This window comes from Lentzea sp. NPDC051213, assembly GCF_044455585.1.
Lineage (GTDB): Bacteria > Actinomycetota > Actinomycetes > Mycobacteriales > Pseudonocardiaceae > Lentzea.
In genome coordinates, this window is record NZ_JBITEX010000009.1 from 364,865 (window position 1) to 378,937 (window position 14,073).

16 protein-coding genes are annotated in these 14,073 nt (G+C 69.7%); 8 read left to right on the plus strand and 8 right to left on the minus strand.

Annotation, left to right across the window (positions count from 1 at the left end; all coding sequences use genetic code 11):
* Positions 1 to 6 precede the first annotated feature (6 nt).
* Entirely contained in the window at positions 7 to 801 is a 795-nt protein-coding gene (locus tag ACIA8G_RS36030; RefSeq protein WP_396423218.1) for an NUDIX hydrolase, read from the plus strand.
* Entirely contained in the window at positions 798 to 1,607 is an 810-nt protein-coding gene (locus ACIA8G_RS36035) for an MBL fold metallo-hydrolase (RefSeq protein WP_396423219.1), read from the plus strand. Before ACIA8G_RS36030 ends, ACIA8G_RS36035 begins: the two co-directional genes overlap by 4 nt.
* 109 nt (positions 1,608 to 1,716) lie before the next feature.
* Here the strand turns inward: ACIA8G_RS36035 and ACIA8G_RS36040 are convergent, their stop codons facing one another.
* On the minus strand, positions 1,717 to 2,130 hold the full coding sequence (locus ACIA8G_RS36040; RefSeq protein WP_396423220.1) for an HIT family protein: 414 nt from the start codon (positions 2,128 to 2,130) through the stop codon (positions 1,717 to 1,719).
* Positions 2,131 to 2,169: 39 nt separating this feature from the next.
* Between ACIA8G_RS36040 and dnaN the strand changes: the two genes are divergently transcribed.
* Positions 2,170 to 3,261: a DNA polymerase III subunit beta gene (gene dnaN, locus ACIA8G_RS36045; protein ID WP_396423221.1), complete on the plus strand. Its 1,092-nt coding sequence runs from the start codon at positions 2,170 to 2,172 to the stop codon at positions 3,259 to 3,261.
* 60 nt (positions 3,262 to 3,321) lie between these two features.
* Here the strand turns inward: dnaN and ACIA8G_RS36050 are convergent, their stop codons facing one another.
* From ACIA8G_RS36050 to ACIA8G_RS36060, 3 genes are all read right to left on the minus strand, one after another.
* Positions 3,322 to 4,575 carry an MFS transporter gene (locus ACIA8G_RS36050; RefSeq protein WP_396423222.1) on the minus strand — a complete coding sequence of 418 codons (1,254 nt, stop codon included), beginning with the start codon at positions 4,573 to 4,575 and terminating at the stop codon, positions 3,322 to 3,324.
* Between the two features lie 331 nt (positions 4,576 to 4,906).
* The gene (locus ACIA8G_RS36055; RefSeq protein WP_030477589.1) at positions 4,907 to 5,581 is read right to left on the minus strand and encodes a Crp/Fnr family transcriptional regulator; all 675 of its coding nucleotides are present in this window, start codon (positions 5,579 to 5,581) and stop codon (positions 4,907 to 4,909) included.
* A gap of 182 nt (positions 5,582 to 5,763) precedes the next feature.
* Entirely contained in the window at positions 5,764 to 6,003 is a 240-nt protein-coding gene (locus ACIA8G_RS36060) for a hypothetical protein (RefSeq protein ID WP_396423223.1), read from the minus strand.
* A 136-nt stretch (positions 6,004 to 6,139) separates the two neighbouring features.
* Here ACIA8G_RS36060 and nth point away from each other — a divergent pair, with 136 nt between their 5' ends.
* Genes nth through ACIA8G_RS36080 form a run of 4 tightly spaced genes read left to right on the plus strand, consistent with a single transcriptional unit; the run spans position 6,140 to position 9,266 of the window.
* Positions 6,140 to 6,847 (plus strand): endonuclease III, encoded by a 708-nt coding sequence (gene nth, locus ACIA8G_RS36065; protein WP_396423294.1) that lies wholly within the window; start codon positions 6,140 to 6,142, stop codon positions 6,845 to 6,847.
* Positions 6,844 to 7,407, plus strand: coding sequence for a TlpA family protein disulfide reductase (locus ACIA8G_RS36070; protein WP_396423224.1), 564 nt, complete (start codon positions 6,844 to 6,846; stop codon positions 7,405 to 7,407). The genes nth and ACIA8G_RS36070 overlap by 4 nt, the downstream gene beginning before the upstream one ends.
* Positions 7,404 to 8,063, plus strand: coding sequence for an NUDIX hydrolase (locus tag ACIA8G_RS36075; RefSeq protein WP_396423225.1), 660 nt, complete (start codon positions 7,404 to 7,406; stop codon positions 8,061 to 8,063). Before ACIA8G_RS36070 ends, ACIA8G_RS36075 begins: the two co-directional genes overlap by 4 nt.
* Positions 8,064 to 8,078: 15 nt before the next feature.
* Entirely contained in the window at positions 8,079 to 9,266 is a 1,188-nt protein-coding gene (locus ACIA8G_RS36080) for a MarP family serine protease (protein ID WP_396423226.1), read from the plus strand.
* Here the strand turns inward: ACIA8G_RS36080 and ACIA8G_RS36085 are convergent.
* A complete protein-coding gene (locus tag ACIA8G_RS36085; RefSeq protein ID WP_396423227.1) occupies positions 9,263 to 9,958 on the minus strand; it encodes a TetR/AcrR family transcriptional regulator in 696 nt (231 codons plus the stop codon). The two genes, ACIA8G_RS36080 and ACIA8G_RS36085, sit on opposite strands and share 4 nt — an antisense overlap.
* A 69-nt stretch (positions 9,959 to 10,027) precedes the next feature.
* Here ACIA8G_RS36085 and ACIA8G_RS36090 point away from each other — a divergent pair, with 69 nt between their 5' ends.
* Positions 10,028 to 11,512, plus strand: coding sequence for an FAD-dependent oxidoreductase (locus tag ACIA8G_RS36090; protein WP_396423228.1), 1,485 nt, complete (start codon positions 10,028 to 10,030; stop codon positions 11,510 to 11,512).
* Here the strand turns inward: ACIA8G_RS36090 and ACIA8G_RS36095 are convergent.
* Genes ACIA8G_RS36095 through nhaA form a run of 3 tightly spaced genes read right to left on the minus strand, consistent with a single transcriptional unit; the run spans position 11,484 to position 14,001 of the window.
* Positions 11,484 to 12,401: an alpha/beta fold hydrolase gene (locus ACIA8G_RS36095; protein WP_396423295.1), complete on the minus strand. Its 918-nt coding sequence runs from the start codon at positions 12,399 to 12,401 to the stop codon at positions 11,484 to 11,486. The genes ACIA8G_RS36090 and ACIA8G_RS36095 overlap by 29 nt on opposite strands.
* Complete coding sequence (locus ACIA8G_RS36100) at positions 12,398 to 12,838, minus strand: phage holin family protein (RefSeq protein ID WP_396423229.1); 441 nt, start codon at positions 12,836 to 12,838, stop codon at positions 12,398 to 12,400. The genes ACIA8G_RS36095 and ACIA8G_RS36100 overlap by 4 nt, the downstream gene beginning before the upstream one ends.
* On the minus strand, positions 12,835 to 14,001 hold the full coding sequence (gene nhaA / locus ACIA8G_RS36105; RefSeq protein ID WP_396423296.1) for a Na+/H+ antiporter NhaA: 1,167 nt from the start codon (positions 13,999 to 14,001) through the stop codon (positions 12,835 to 12,837). The genes ACIA8G_RS36100 and nhaA overlap by 4 nt, the downstream gene beginning before the upstream one ends.
* Positions 14,002 to 14,073 lie beyond the last annotated feature (72 nt).

The window sequence follows — 14,073 nt, forward strand, 5'->3', positions numbered from 1 at the left end:
CGGACAATGCCCGAGGACATGACCTTGCCGGGAAACCTGGTACCCACCTCGCCGGTGACTCAACCAGCCGAGGCCCGCGACGCCGTCACCGTGGTGCTGCTTCGTGATGGTGCTCCGGGCCTGGAAGCCTTCCTCCTGCGCCGCGTGAAGGGCATGGCTTTCGCGGGCGGCATGACCGTGTTCCCCGGCGGCGGAGTGGACCAGCGCGACGCCGACACGTCCGTGGCCTGGGCCGGACCGCCGCCGTCGTGGTGGGCCGCCGCGTTCGGCGTCGACGACGCGCTGGCCCGCGCCTTCGTGTGCGCGGCCGTGCGCGAGACCTTCGAGGAGTCCGGCGTCCTCCTGGCCGGCCCCGACCCCTCCTCGGTGGTCGAGGACACCTCGGCGTTCGCCGCGGCCCGCCAGCAACTCGTGGATCGTGAACTCTCCCTGGCCCAGTTCCTGGCTGGCGAAGGCCTGGTTCTGCGCGCTGACCTGCTCCGCCCGTGGGCGAACTGGGTGACCCCGTACGACGAGCCCCGCCGCTACGACACGCGCTTCTTCGTAGCCGCCCTCCCCACCGGCCAGCGCGCCGACGGCGAGACCACCGAGGCCTCCGACGCGGCCTGGCAAACCCCCGCCGCCGCCATCGAGGACGCACAGGAGGGCCGCCGCATGCTCATGCCGCCCACCTGGCGCACCCTCGACGAGGTAGGCGCGCTCGGCACAGTGGCCGCCGTGATGGCCGCCGAACGGAGCGTCGAAAAGATCATCCCCAAGCTCGTCCGCGACGGCGATGTGATCCGGGTGGTCCTCTCGTGAGCGGCTCGCCCCTGATCGGCGCCCGCGCGTCCCACCCTCTGTACGGCGAGCTGCGTCAGGTCACCTCGCACGCTGCCGTGCTGCTGGCCGACAACCCCTCACCGATGACGTTGGACGGCACCAACACGTGGCTCCTGAAGGCCCCGGACGCCTCCTCGTTCGTCGTGGTCGACCCTGGGCCGTTGGATCTTGTGCACCTGAAGCGGATCGCTTCGTTCGGCCCGGTCGCCGAGATCCTGCTGACCCACGGTCATCCCGACCACTCCGACGGCGCGCGCGAGCTTTCTTCGCTCGTCAACGCTCCGGTGCGCGCGCTGGACCCGTCCTTCACCTACGGCTCTGAGGGTCTGGTGCACGGTGACGTTGTCACCAGTGCCGGGCTGGAGCTGCGTGTGCTGGGCACGCCTGGTCACACCAGTGACTCGCTTTGCTTCGTGCTTCCGGGGGAGGCCGTGCTGACCGGGGACACGGTTCTCGGGCGCGGCACGACGATCGTGGCGCATCCGGACGGGAAGCTCGGCGACTACTTCGAGTCTCTGCGGGTTTTGGCTGATCTGCCGCCGGACACCGCTGTGCTGCCTGGGCACGGGCCGGAGCTCGCGGATGCCGGTGAGGCTGCTCGGGCTTATCTCGTGCACCGGACGCAGCGGCTGGAGCAGGTTCGGCGGGCGGTGGAGTCGCTGGGTGGGGCTGCTTCGCCTCGGCAGGTTGTCGAGGTCGTTTACGCGGACGTTGATCGGGTGTTGTGGCCGGCGGCGGAGTGGTCGGTGCGGGCTCAGCTGGAGTACCTGCGCACCGAGGGCTAGCGCCCTGAGCCGTGAGCTCGCCGGGCGTCTGCAAGTACTACCAACTCTTGATCGAATCGCCGCCAACTACACCCAACTCGCCACGCAAGCGTGCGGGCGACTCAGGACGCTAGAAGTAGGCCCGAAGCCGGGCGCAGAGCTCAGCAGGATCACCGGTCGGCGCCCCCGGCCACTCCACCTCGGTCCACGGCAGCTCGGCCGGCGTGCCACGGTGCCGCGCGAACACGTGCTGGTGGAAATGCGCCACGCCCCGCCCCGCGATCGCCGAGAAGACGAACTCGGGAGCCAGCTCGGCCCGCAACGCGATGGCCGCCAGCCGCGCCGCCCGTGCGACCGCCTCCACCTCGGCGACCGTGAGCTCGTCCAGAGCCGCAACGTGCCGGCGCGTCTCGACGAAGAGGTAGCCGGTCACCCCGCTCGGCCGGTGGGACACGACCACCAGATCGTCGGCCCACACCACCGGGCCGACCAGCGGTCCCTCGCCCCTGTGCTTGGCGCAGATCAGGCACCCGTCCGTCGTCATGCCCGAAATTGTCAGGGGTCGTCGCTAACGTCCAAAAGCATGGACCTCACCGCCACGACAGCCGAGCTGGCCGGCGCCGCCGCCGAAGTGGCCAGGCTCCTCCCGGCCCGCGTGCTCGACCCGGTCCTGGCCGGCCTCCGCCTCCGGGCAGGCACCGACGTGGAGATCGCGGGCAGCGACCGCGAACACGGCGTGCGTCTCACCGTCAACGCGACGGTGCACGCCGAGGGCGAGGTGCTGGTGCCCGCGAAGCCGCTGGCCGCGACCCTCCAGGCGCTGGACGACCCCCAGGTGCGGCTCAAGGTCGAGGGGCAGCGGCTGGCCATCCGCACCCCGCAGTCGAGGTTCGCGATCCCGCTGCTCGACCTGGACGACCACCCCGGCATCCCGGAGTTGCCGCCGCTGCAGGGGCACGTCGACGCCGAGCGGCTCAGGGTGATCGCGGCGGTCGCGAGTGCGGCGTCGAAGGACGACGCGTTGCCGATCTTCACCGGTGTCCGGGTCCAGAGCGACCAGCGGAAGTTGCACGTGATCGCCACGGACCGCTACAAGATGGCGTACGCGACGCTGCCGTGGGACGCGCACGGCGCGATCGACGTGCTGGTGCCCGCGAAGGCCATCGCCGAGGCCGCCCGGCAGGCCGGGGGAACCGTCGCCCTGCACGCCGACCAGGACCGCATCGGGTTCGGGTGGAACCGGAACTCGATCACCACCGCGCTCTTGGCCGCACCGTTCCCGGACGACCGGGCGCGCCGACTTCTGGAGGCAGTCATCGACAGCACGGTGCTCGTGGACGCGGACGCGCTTGCTCGCGCGGTCCGGCGTGCCACGCCCTACGGCGGGCCGCACCAGGCGGTGACCATCCAGGTCGAGGACTCCGAGATCAGGGTCAAGGGCAGCGACCCGCAGCACGGGGAGTCGGAGGAGTTCGTCAAGGCCACTGTGGAGGGTGACCGGGTGACCAAGACGTTCCAGGCGCGCTATCTCGCGGACGCGCTGAAGGCGTTCGCAGGCCGCCGGATCGAGTTGAAGATCCAGGACGGCCTGCGATCGACGGTGCTCACCTCGACACCGGGCGAAGACGGCGTCGAGCTGACGTACCTCGTCGTGCCGATGCGGTCAGTGGCCTAGAAGGTGCACGCGGGGAGCTTTCGTTCGCTTGTTGCGCACGGAAGGGCCCCGCGTGCGGTCTCAGCGCGCGGCCAGTTCCATCTCGGAACGCGCCGGCAGCGGCTCCGCCACCGGCACGCCACGGCGGACCGTGCCGCGCAGCAGCCAGACCGCGAGAGCGATCAGCAGGCCGAAGACACCCGACGCGACGAACGCCGGCCGCGTGCCGAAGTGCTCGATCAACTGGCCGGACAGGCCCTGGCCGATGGCGAGGCCGACGGTCACCGAGGTGATCACCCAGCCGAACGCCTCCGCGGCCATGCCGTTCGGCGTGACCTGCTCGATCGCCGCGGAGTGCGCGGTCGACTGCGGCGTGATCAGCGTGCCGACCACGAACAGCGCGACGCCGAGCCCGACCAGCGTCAAAGGGATCGCCAGCAGCAGCGCGAGCAGGGCGAAGCCGCCCAGCAGCACCGGCAGCCGCAGGTGCATCGGGCGCGGCCACGGGCGCATGCCGTACAGCACGCCGAAGATCACCGAGCTGATCGACCACAGCGAGAGCATCAGGCCACCCATCGAGGCCTGGCCTGCGGCCTTCGCGAACGCGGGCACCGCCACCTCGACGAAACCGATCGTCACGCCGAAGCCCAGCGCGGCCAGCGCGACCGTGCGCATGCCGGGGTACGCGAACGCGCCGAGCAGCGGACGCGGGGCCTGCTGGACCGGACCCCAGGCGCGCACGACGGGGTTGAACGCGAACCACATCGCACCGATGACCATCGCGACGGAGCCGACCACGACGCCGGTGCCCGCCCACGGCGCTGCCAGCAGCAGACCGGCGAGACCGGGACCGAGGATGAAGAAGACCTCCATGCTGATCGACTCGTAGGCGTAGGCCGCCATCCGCGTCGCGCCGCTCGGGAGCATCCGCTCCCACAGCGCACGGGACGCCGAGCCCACCATCGGCTCGGTCGCGCCGACGCCGAGGGCCAGCGGCACCAGCACGAACACCGGTGCGCCCGCCTCGACACCGATCACCGAGACCGTGACGAAAAGCGCGAAGAAGACCGTCACCACCGTGAGCGGGCGGGTGGGTCCGAAGCGGTCCATCAGCCTGCCCTGGACGACCGAGCCCATCGCCACACCGACCAGCGCCGCCGCCGAGACCATGCCGGCGGCCGCGAACGAACCCGTCGCGCGCTCGACGTAGAGCAGCAGCGAGAGCCCGACCATCGCGATGGGCAGGCGGGCGAGCAGCGACGCGACCACAGGGCCGCGCATGCCGGGGGTCGTCAGTGCGGCGCGGTAGTCGGAGAGGCGGGCAGAGTGGGACATGTGTACCAGTATGCCAAACCTGGTACGGATGTACCAGTTCGGGTGCGCAGGGTCACCCTGGTTGCGATTGGGTCACGAGAATGGGATGACCGGGTGAAACATGCAACGAAATGACCAGACATTGGGTCCTTGAGGGTGAAAGGACTTGAGCGGTCGGGGTGGAGACGTGCGAAAGTTGACTCATCCACCGAGACCAACCTCTGGCCTGAGGGTCGGGGCCTGCACGCCAGAGGGATGGAAGGCACGGTTCGTCGGGGGATGGGCCGTGCAACACAAAGGACCGGTGCGCCACGTCGGGGGTGGCGCCCGGTCCTTTGTGTTTGCCTGAGCCTTAGCGGGCCCTGCGCGCGAGGCGCTCGGGGTCCAGGATCAGCACGCTCTTGCCTTCGAGCCGCAGCCAGCCGCGGTGCGCGAAGTCGGCGAGCGCCTTGTTCACGGTCTCGCGGGACGCGCCGACGAACTGGGCGATCTCCTCCTGCGTCAGGTCGTGCGTGACGCGGAGCAGACCGGCCTCCTGCGAGCCGAAGCGCTGCGCGAGCTGCAGCAACGCCTTGGCCACGCGGCCGGGCACGTCCGTGAAGATCAGGTCGGCCAGCATGGAGTTCGTCCTGCGCAGCCTGCGGGCAAGCGCCCGAAGCAGCTGTTCGGCGATCTCCGGCCGGTTGGTGATCCACTGCCGGAGCGCGGGGCGGTCCATGGACACCGCGCGCACCTCGGTCACCGTCGTCGCAGTCGACGTGCGGGGGCCGGGATCGAAAATGGACAGTTCGCCGAACATGTCGGAGGGCCCGAAGATCCCCAACAGGTTCTCGCGGCCGTCCGGCGACTTGCGGCCGATCTTCACCTTGCCGGACTGGATGATGTACAGGCGATCGCCCGGCTCACCCTCCGCGAAGATCACGTGGCCACGCGGGAACTCCACCGTCTCCAAGGTCGTCGCCAGCGCCTCAGCGGCTGCCGGGTCAACACCTTGGAAGATGCCCGCTCGCGCCAGGGTCTCGTCCACCTCGTCCCTCCTAATCGACGCGACGGCACGCCTACCACCATCTTTGGTGGAGTCAGCGCCGTGCCGCCGATCACTGCGTTGCAGTCTAAGGGCTCTCTTGTGGATCGTCGCTCGGCTCGCCGTCTTACTAGGAACAACCCGACTGGCTCGATCCAGAAGCCCAACGAGGCAGCTTACGCCATCTAGCGGACGCGCTTGCGCACACCGCCGCGGCCGCGACGACGAAGACGGAACAGTTCCAGGGCGCGACCGATGCCGTGGCCGTAGAGCGCCTTGACCTCTTCAGGCCTGGCGGACTCCAGGAACTCCTCGACCTCGTTCTCCTGCACGGCCACGTGCCGGAGCTTCGCTTCGACGCGCTCCATGAAGAGCGCGAAGAACATGATCACGATCGGGACGACGATCACAAACCAGGCAGTCATGATGCTCCGCAGTGTGGCGCATGAGGGATTCGAGTACGGATCTAGGGGGTGGGTTCGGCGTGTTGACTACGCTGAATCAGTGCCCGCTACCAAGAAACCGGAAACCAAACTCGGCCTGACCCGCAGGGCCCGCCGGATGGTGCGCGTGCTTGCCGAGGGATACCCCGACGCGCACTGCGAGCTGGACTTCACCACGCCGCTGGAGCTCGTCGTGGCGGTCATTCTGTCCGCGCAGTGCACCGACAAGAAGGTCAACGAAGTCACTCCCGCGCTCTTCGCGAAGTACCCGACTGCGGCCGACTACGCCGGCGCCGACAGGGTCGAACTCGAAGAGATGATCCGCCCGACCGGTTTCTTCCGGAACAAGGCGACGTCTCTGATGGGTCTCGGTGCTGCTCTGGTGGAGCAGTACGACGGTGTGGTGCCGGGCTCGATGGAGGAGCTGGTCAAGCTCCCTGGTGTAGGACGCAAGACGGCCAACGTGGTTCTCGGCAACGCGTTCGATGTGCCCGGGCTCACAGTCGACACCCACTTCGGCCGCCTCGTGCGCCGGTGGGGGTGGACCGATCTCGAAGACGCGGTGAAGGTCGAACACGCCGTCGGTGAGCTCATCGAGAAGCGCGACTGGACCATGGCCTCGCACTGGATCGTCTTCCACGGCCGCCGCGTCTGCCACGCCAAAACCCCTGCTTGCGGGGCATGTCTGCTCATGAAGGACTGCCCGTCGTACGGCCTCGGGCCCGAGGACCCGAGCAAGGCCGAGAAGCTCGTGAAGGGTGACGAGAAGCCGCACCTGATCGAGCTCGCCGACCGGGTTCGGTCAGGTGAGAAGCTGGTCGGGTGAGCAACCGCACCCGCTGGCTGGTCCTCGTGCTCGTCGTGGGCGTGGCGGGCGTCGTGGCGCTGTGGCCGCGTGACCGCGCGCCGGACCCGCAGCCCACGTCGGCCCGCCCGGCCCAGGACGTGTCGGCGTTGCGCGCCCAGGCTCAGCTGAGGGCCTGTCACCCGGCGGGCGAGGGCGGCGTCGACGTGACCTGTCTCGGCGACGGCACCCGGACGGCCCTCGCGCTCAAGGGGCCGCTCCTGATCAACTTCTGGGCGACCTGGTGCCAGCCGTGCCAGGAGGAGCTGCCAGTGCTCGACACCTACGCGAAGCAACCAGGTGCCGTCCCGGTCGTCCCAGTTCTTGTGGAGAGCAGGGAGGCCGACGGCCTCGAGTTGCTCGCCCGGCTCGGCGTCCGGCTGCCCTCGGTCTACGACGGGTCCGACGAGCTGCGCAAACGCGTCAAGGCGCCGATAACGCTGCCCGCTACGTATTACGTAGCAGCGGACGGCTCGGTCCGCCAGGTCACGGACCCGCCGCTGTTCACGGCGCCCGAGCAGGTGGAGAAGGCGGTGCGATGACGGAGGCGACAGAGCCACCCGACTGGATGCAGCGCCTGGCCAAGGCCACCGAGACCATCGACGCACGAACGTTCATGCGGGGTCCGCGCACACCGACGGAAGGCGTTCGCAAGGCGTCCGTGCTGATGCTGTTCGGTGACAACGAGGAGCACGGGCCGGACATCCTCCTGCTGCGCCGATCGGACACGCTGGGCTCGCATCCGGGCCAGGTCGCCTTCCCCGGCGGGTCGGTCGACGAGGACGACGACGGCCCCGTGGGCACCGCATTACGCGAGGCTTACGAGGAGACCGGTGTACTTGAGTCAGGAGTGAGACCGCTCGCCCTTCTACCGGAGCTGTACGTGCCGGTGTCCGGGTTCGTGGTCACGCCCGTGCTCGCCTACTGGGAACAGCCGAGCCCCGTCGCCCCTGTCGACCCGGCGGAGACCGCCGCCGTCGCACGGGTGCCCGTCGCGCACCTCGCGGATCCTGCGAACAGATTCCGGGTGCGTCACCCTTCGGGCTACGTCGGAGCGGCCTTCTCCGCACCGGGCATGCTGGTGTGGGGCTTCACCGCGGGGTTGATCAACGGCCTGATCGCACTCGGCGGCTGGGAACAGCCGTGGGATGCGACCGATGTGCGTGACCTTGAACTAGCGTTGCGCGCTACACAGTGAGGCGGAGGTTTTCGGTTGAACTGGGTTGACCTGCTCGTGCTGGGCCTCGCCGCGATCGCCGCGCTGTCAGGGGCCAGGCAGGGCATGGTCGTCGCGCTCCCGGCTTTCGTCGGTGTGCTCGTCGGCCTGATCCTCGGCACACAGATCGCACCGCTGCTGGTGTCCCAGTTCGAGAACGTCGTCACAAAGGTCGTGTTCGCGGTCGGCATCGTCGTGCTGCTCGTGGCGCTCGGCGAGACGATCGGCGTCTACATCGGCCGGACGATCAAGGCACGGGTGAACGCGTCGCCGTTGAAGGGCGCGGACAACGCGCTCGGCGCGATCGTGCAGGGCCTGGTCGTCTTCGTCGTGGCGTGGATGATCGCTCTCCCGCTGACCTCGGTCGTCGGCCTTCCCGACCTCACCTCGTCGCTGAAGCAGTCGGTGATCCTCGGCAAGGTCGACAAGACCATGCCGCAGGCCGCACGCGTGCTGTCCGGTGACCTGCAGAAGCTCTTCGACGTCTCCGGCTTCCCGCAGGCGATGGACCCGTTCAACCGCACGCCGCTCAAGGACGTCAGCCCGCCGGACGGCGCGCTGGCGAACTCCCCGGTGGCGAGCAAGCTGCGGTCCTCGGTGCTGAAGGTCCGCGGCCGCGCGCCTTCCTGCTCGCGCGCCCTGGAGGGCACCGGGTTCGTGATCGCGCCGGAACGCGTGATGACCAACGCGCACGTCGTCGCCGGCACGAACGAGGTGACGGTCGAGGTCGGCCGCGGCCAGTTCGACGCGACCGTGGTCGCCTACGACCCGAAGGTCGACGTCGCCATCCTCGCGGTGCCCGACCTGGAGGCCACGCCGCTGCAGTTCCGCTCGGACGAGGTGCAGCCGGGCGAGGACGGCATCGTGCTCGGTTACCCGCTGGACGGCCCGTACAAGGCGTCCCCGGCCCGTGTGCGCGAGCGGATCCCGCTGCTGCGCGGCCCGGACATCTACGACGCGCAGACCGTGACCCGCGACGTCTACACCGTCCGTGCCGAGGTGCGGTCCGGCAACTCCGGTGGCCCGCTGGTCGACCCGACCGGCCGGGTGATGGGCGTGGTGTTCGGTGCCGCGGTCGACGACCCGGAGACCGGCTTCGTGCTCACGGCCCAGCAGGTGCAGCAACTCGTGCAGAAGGCGCAGACGCTGACCCGCCGGGCCTCGACCCAGGGTTGCGCCTCCTAGAGGTCGTGCCGGGCGGCGATGCCGTCCAGCACGTAGTCGAGGCCGGCGTCGAACACCTCCGCGGGGTCGCGGTCGGCGGCGTCGAAGACGACCTTGGTCAGCATCGGGAACCGGCCGGTGGCGAGCATCCGTTCCATGTAGGGCCCGGACGCGCGCTGCCACTGCTCCTCGGTCATGCCGGTGGACCGTTCCGCGCGGAGTTCGGTGACCTCGCTGCGGACGGCGCCGTAGACGTACGCCATGACCGTCCCGACCGTGCCGAGCACCTGGTCGATGTTCTCGAAGCGGACCGTGGCGAGCGTGCTCTCCATGTGCGCGTAGGAGTTGGGGCCTTGGTGCGGCCGGCCGCTGAGCAGGTCGATGAACCACTCGTGCCGCTTCACCGCGTCCCGGATGCCGTGCGCGACGTGCCTCAGCCCGGCGCGCCAGTCCGCTGACGGGTCCGGTGGCGTGATCTCGCCGTAGACCTCGTCGACCATGAGGTCGAGCAGCTCGTCCTTGGTCGACAGGTAGCCGTACAGCCGCATCGGGCCGGCCTTCAGGGCGGCCGCGACCTTGCGCAGCGACACGTCGTCCAGCCCGCCCGCGTCGGCGAGCCTGATCGCGGCCTTCACGATCAGATCCCTGCTCAACGGGGTCGGCGACGGCTTGCTGGGCGGCTCTGGGCGGTCCCACACGAGTTCGTTCGACATCGGGCTGGACGATACACCGTCTCATCGCGATACAGTGTATTGAGCGATACGGCGTATCGGGAGGATGCGATGAAGACTTCGGTGTTGGTGGTCGGTGGGGGACTGGCCGGGACCTCGGCGGCGCTGTTCCTGGCGTGGCGCGGGGTGCCCGTGACGTTGGTGGAGAAGCACCCGGGCAGCTCACCGCACCCTCGGGCGGTCGGATTCACGGCGCGGACGGGCGAGTTGCTGCGCGCCGCCGGGCTGGAGGACGGGTTACCGCCGAGCCGGATGGCGAAGGGCTTCGGGATCCGGCGGGTCCGGGTGGCGAGCCTGGTCGGGGAGCGGTTCGAGGAGACCTTCTGGTCGCCACCCGCCGAGGTGTCCCAGACCGAGTACTCGCCCAGCGCAGGCGTCGGGGTGGCCCAGGACAGGATGGAACCGATCCTGCGCGACAGGGCCCGCGAGCTCGGCGCGGACATCCGCATGAGCACCCGGATGCTGGAGTTCACGCAGGACGACGACGGCGTCACGGCGGTCGTGCAGGGCGACGGCGAGCCCTACGAGATCCGCGCCGACTACCTGATCGCTGCCGACGGCCACCGCAGCCCGGTCCGGGAGGCGCTCGGCATCACCCGAAGCGGCCGCGGCTACATGCACACCTCTCGCAGCGTGCTGTTCCGTGCGCCGCTGGAGGAGTACCTGAAGGACGGGATCGGCCAGTTCATCGTCGACGGCGTCGGCTTCCTGACCACCTACGGCGACGGCCGCTGGGTCCTGATGCTCGAAGACCGCGAGTACGACGAGCCCGAACTGAGGGAGAAGATCTTCCAGGCCATCGGCCGCGACGATCTGGACGTCGAGATCATCACCACCGGCCGCTGGACGATCAGCGCGGCGGTCGCGGACCAGTTCTCCCAAGGCCGGATCTTCCTGGCCGGCGACGCCGCGCACACGTTGCCGCCGAGTCGCGGCGGGTTCGGGGCGAACGTCGGCATCGAGGACGCGCACAACCTCGCCTGGAAGCTCGCCGCCGTCCTGAACGGCGAGTCACGTCCGTCCCTGTTGGACACCTACGACGCGGAGCGGCGCCCGGTCGCCTTGCTGTGCCACCAGCAGATCTTCGCGCGCAGCGACGGCCACAACCGGGACGGTGAACCGGAGGACGCGCCGCTGATCGACAACAACGCGATGCACTACGGCGTCCTCTACCGCTCGGCCGCGGTGCTCGGCGCGGGCCCGGAACTGCCGCCGGCGCAGCTCCCCGAGCAGTGGAACGGCCAGCCAGGCACGCGTGCCCCGCACGTGTGGATCGAGCCGGGGAAGTCCACTTTGGATCTCTTCCAACGCGGCTGGGTGCTCGTCGCCGACCACCCGCAGTGGGAGGAGGCCGCGCAGCAGACCGGAGTCCGGTACGAACGGGTCGAGCAGCTGGACGTCTTCGGGCTGTCCGCGAAGGGGGCTTCGCTCGTGCGCCCCGACGGTTACATCGCCTGGCGCTCGACCGACCTGCCCGACGACCCGGCCGGCGCGCTCAAGGCCGCGTTCAGCTCGTCTTCTGCAGGAACTCGGTGATCAGCCTGCTCGTGGTGTGCGGCGCTTCCTGGTTCGGGAAGTGCCCCACCTCGGGCAGCGAGCGGAACTCCGACCCTGCGCCGAGCCACGGCCGGGAGTCCAGTGCCGAGGACTCCAGCGTGATCGGGTCCAGCGCGCCGTGGATCTGCAGCACCGGCACCTGCATCGGCTTGTCCACGGCCTCGGCGAACCGCCGTCCGTCGCTGCGCAGCTGTGAGCGCACCGCCCAGCGGTAGTACTCCATCGCGCTGTGCGCGACGCCCGGCACCGTCATCGCCTGCCGGCAGCGGCGGATGACCTCGTCGAACTCGGGTGCCGACCGCCACTTCGGGCCCGACCAGGCGGACAGCAGCTTGGCGACCTGCAGGGCGTTCTCGCCGGTCAGCCAGCGTTCCGGGTAGAGCGGGAGCTGGAAGCGCAGCACGTGGGAGTTCACGCGAGGATGCCTGCGGAACGCCCGGCGCGTCACCAAAGGGTGCGGTGCGGACAGCACGGAGATCGACGAGACCACGCGCGGGTGCATCGCACCGACCGTCCACGCCGTGGCGCCGCCCCACGCGTGACCCACCAGGTGTGCGCGTTGGGCGCCGAGCGCTTTGACCAGGCCCGCGATGTCACCGGCGAGCGTGAAGCCGTCGTAGCCGCGCGGCGGTTTGTCCGAGTCGCCGTATCCGCGCAGGTCGACCGCCACCGCGCGGTAGCCGGCCTCGGCCAGTGCGGTCAGCTGGTGCCGCCACGACCACCAGAACTCGGGGAACCCGTGCAGGAGCAGCACGAGAGGTCCCTCGCCGAGCTCGGCGACGTGCAGGCGGATGCCGTTGGCCGAGACGTCGCGGTGCGTCCACGGACCCGCGACCCGCACCACCGACGGGTCGGGTTTGCGGCTCAGTTGTCGTCGCCCCTGCGAGTGAGGGCCGCGACGGTGTCCTTCGCGGCCGCGATCGACTTCTCCGGCGCCTTGATCTTCTTGACCTTGCGCCAGCCGAGGAACCCGAAGAGGCCGGCGGTCAGCAGCATCAGGCCGAACACGAGAGCGAAGCCGCCCCACGTGGGCCAGCCGAACCAGTGGGCGAACCCGAAGCCGAGCGTCATGAACAGGAAGAACAGGCTGAAGCACAGCACCGTCAGCGCGATGATGAAGAAGACGCTGCCCTTGACGCCCTTCTTGACCGAGTCGGCGATCTCGCCCTTGGCGAGTTCGACCTCTGCTCTGACCAGAGTCGACATGTGCGAGGTCGCGTCGCGGACCAGACCGCCGATCGAGGCCTCGGCTGTCGGGTCGTCTGCGGTCAGCGGAATCGACGCGATGTGCTCCCTGGTGGTCACCCGGACATCGTGCCATGTGCCCGGCTGCGACGAATGAGCAACACCGCTGCGAGCAGCGACGCGATCATGGAGGCGAGCAGCACGGCCGCCTTCGCGGTCTCGGCTTGATCGAGTGAGAGCTCCGCGATCAGCAGACTCACCGTGAACCCGACCCCGCCCAGCACCGCCACCGCGACGATGTCGCGCGGCCCCGCGCCGGACGGCCAGACGGCCGCCTTGAGCCACACCGCCAGCGCCGACGCGCCCACGATCCCGATCACCTTGCCGACGATGAGACCCACCATCACGCCGATGGCGATCTTGTCCGAGAAGAGCTTCCCGAACGCCTCCGCGCCCACCGGCACACCCGCCGCGAACAGCGCGAACACCGGCACCGCCACCCCGGCCGACCACGGCTGCAACCGATGCTCCAGCCGCACCGCCGGCGCCTCCTGCTCGTACGGGTCGCGCTTCACGCGGGTCAGCAACGCCAGCGCGACCCCCGCGATCGTGGCGTGGATGCCCGACTCGTGCATGAACCACCAGGTCGCGAGCGCGATCGGCACGTAGAGGAACGGCGAGGTGATCCTCTTGTGCTGCAGGAACCAGTACAGCGCGAGCAGCAGCACGACCGCGCCCGCCGCCAGCAGGTTGAACTTCGCCGTGAACAGGATCGCGATCACCACGATCGCGCCGAGGTCGTCCACCACGGCCAGCGACAGCAGGAAGACCCGCAGGCTCGACGGCAGCCCCGACGCCGTCAGCGCGAGCACCCCCAGCGCGAACGCGATGTCCGTAGCGACCGGAATCGCCCACGCCTTCTCGATCCCCGGCTCGCCCCAGCCGATCGACAACGCGATCAGGGCGGGCACGATCATCCCGCCGATCGCCGCGACGATCGGGAGGATCGCGGCCTTGAACTCCGACAGCTCCCCGACGACGAGCTCGCGCTTGAGCTCGAGCCCGGCGACGAAGAAGAAGATCGCCAGCAACCCGTCCTTGGCCCAGTCGCCGACGGACAACGGCCCCAGGTGCAGGTCCCGCAGCCCGAAGTAGGCGGGGGCGAGCAGCGAGTTGGCCCACAGCAGCGCGACGGCCGTGGCGGCGAGCAGCACGGTGCCACCGACGGTTTCCGTGCGGAGGTAGCGGGCGAACTCGGCGACTACGGCCTTCTTGCGCGACAACAGGTCTCCCGGGGCGTTCGGCGGGTACAGCGATACTCGCGCCGACCAGACTTCCCGGCTCACCTAGACGGG

Bases quoted from the DNA above. Each gene is read 5' to 3' on its own strand.
- ACIA8G_RS36040 (WP_396423220.1), bottom strand. From the start codon at position 2,130: ATGACGACGGACGGGTGCCTGATCTGCGCCAAGCACAGGGGCGAGGGA.
- ACIA8G_RS36030 (WP_396423218.1), top strand. From the start codon at position 7: ATGCCCGAGGACATGACCTTGCCGGGAAACCTGGTACCCACCTCGCCG.
- ACIA8G_RS36060 (WP_396423223.1), bottom strand. From the start codon at position 6,003: ATGACTGCCTGGTTTGTGATCGTCGTCCCGATCGTGATCATGTTCTTC.
- dnaN (WP_396423221.1), top strand. From the start codon at position 2,170: ATGGACCTCACCGCCACGACAGCCGAGCTGGCCGGCGCCGCCGCCGAA.
- nth (WP_396423294.1), top strand. From the start codon at position 6,140: ATGGTGCGCGTGCTTGCCGAGGGATACCCCGACGCGCACTGCGAGCTG.
- ACIA8G_RS36085 (WP_396423227.1), bottom strand. From the start codon at position 9,958: ATGTCGAACGAACTCGTGTGGGACCGCCCAGAGCCGCCCAGCAAGCCG.
- ACIA8G_RS36090 (WP_396423228.1), top strand. From the start codon at position 10,028: ATGAAGACTTCGGTGTTGGTGGTCGGTGGGGGACTGGCCGGGACCTCG.
- ACIA8G_RS36050 (WP_396423222.1), bottom strand. From the start codon at position 4,575: ATGTCCCACTCTGCCCGCCTCTCCGACTACCGCGCCGCACTGACGACC.
- ACIA8G_RS36075 (WP_396423225.1), top strand. From the start codon at position 7,404: ATGACGGAGGCGACAGAGCCACCCGACTGGATGCAGCGCCTGGCCAAG.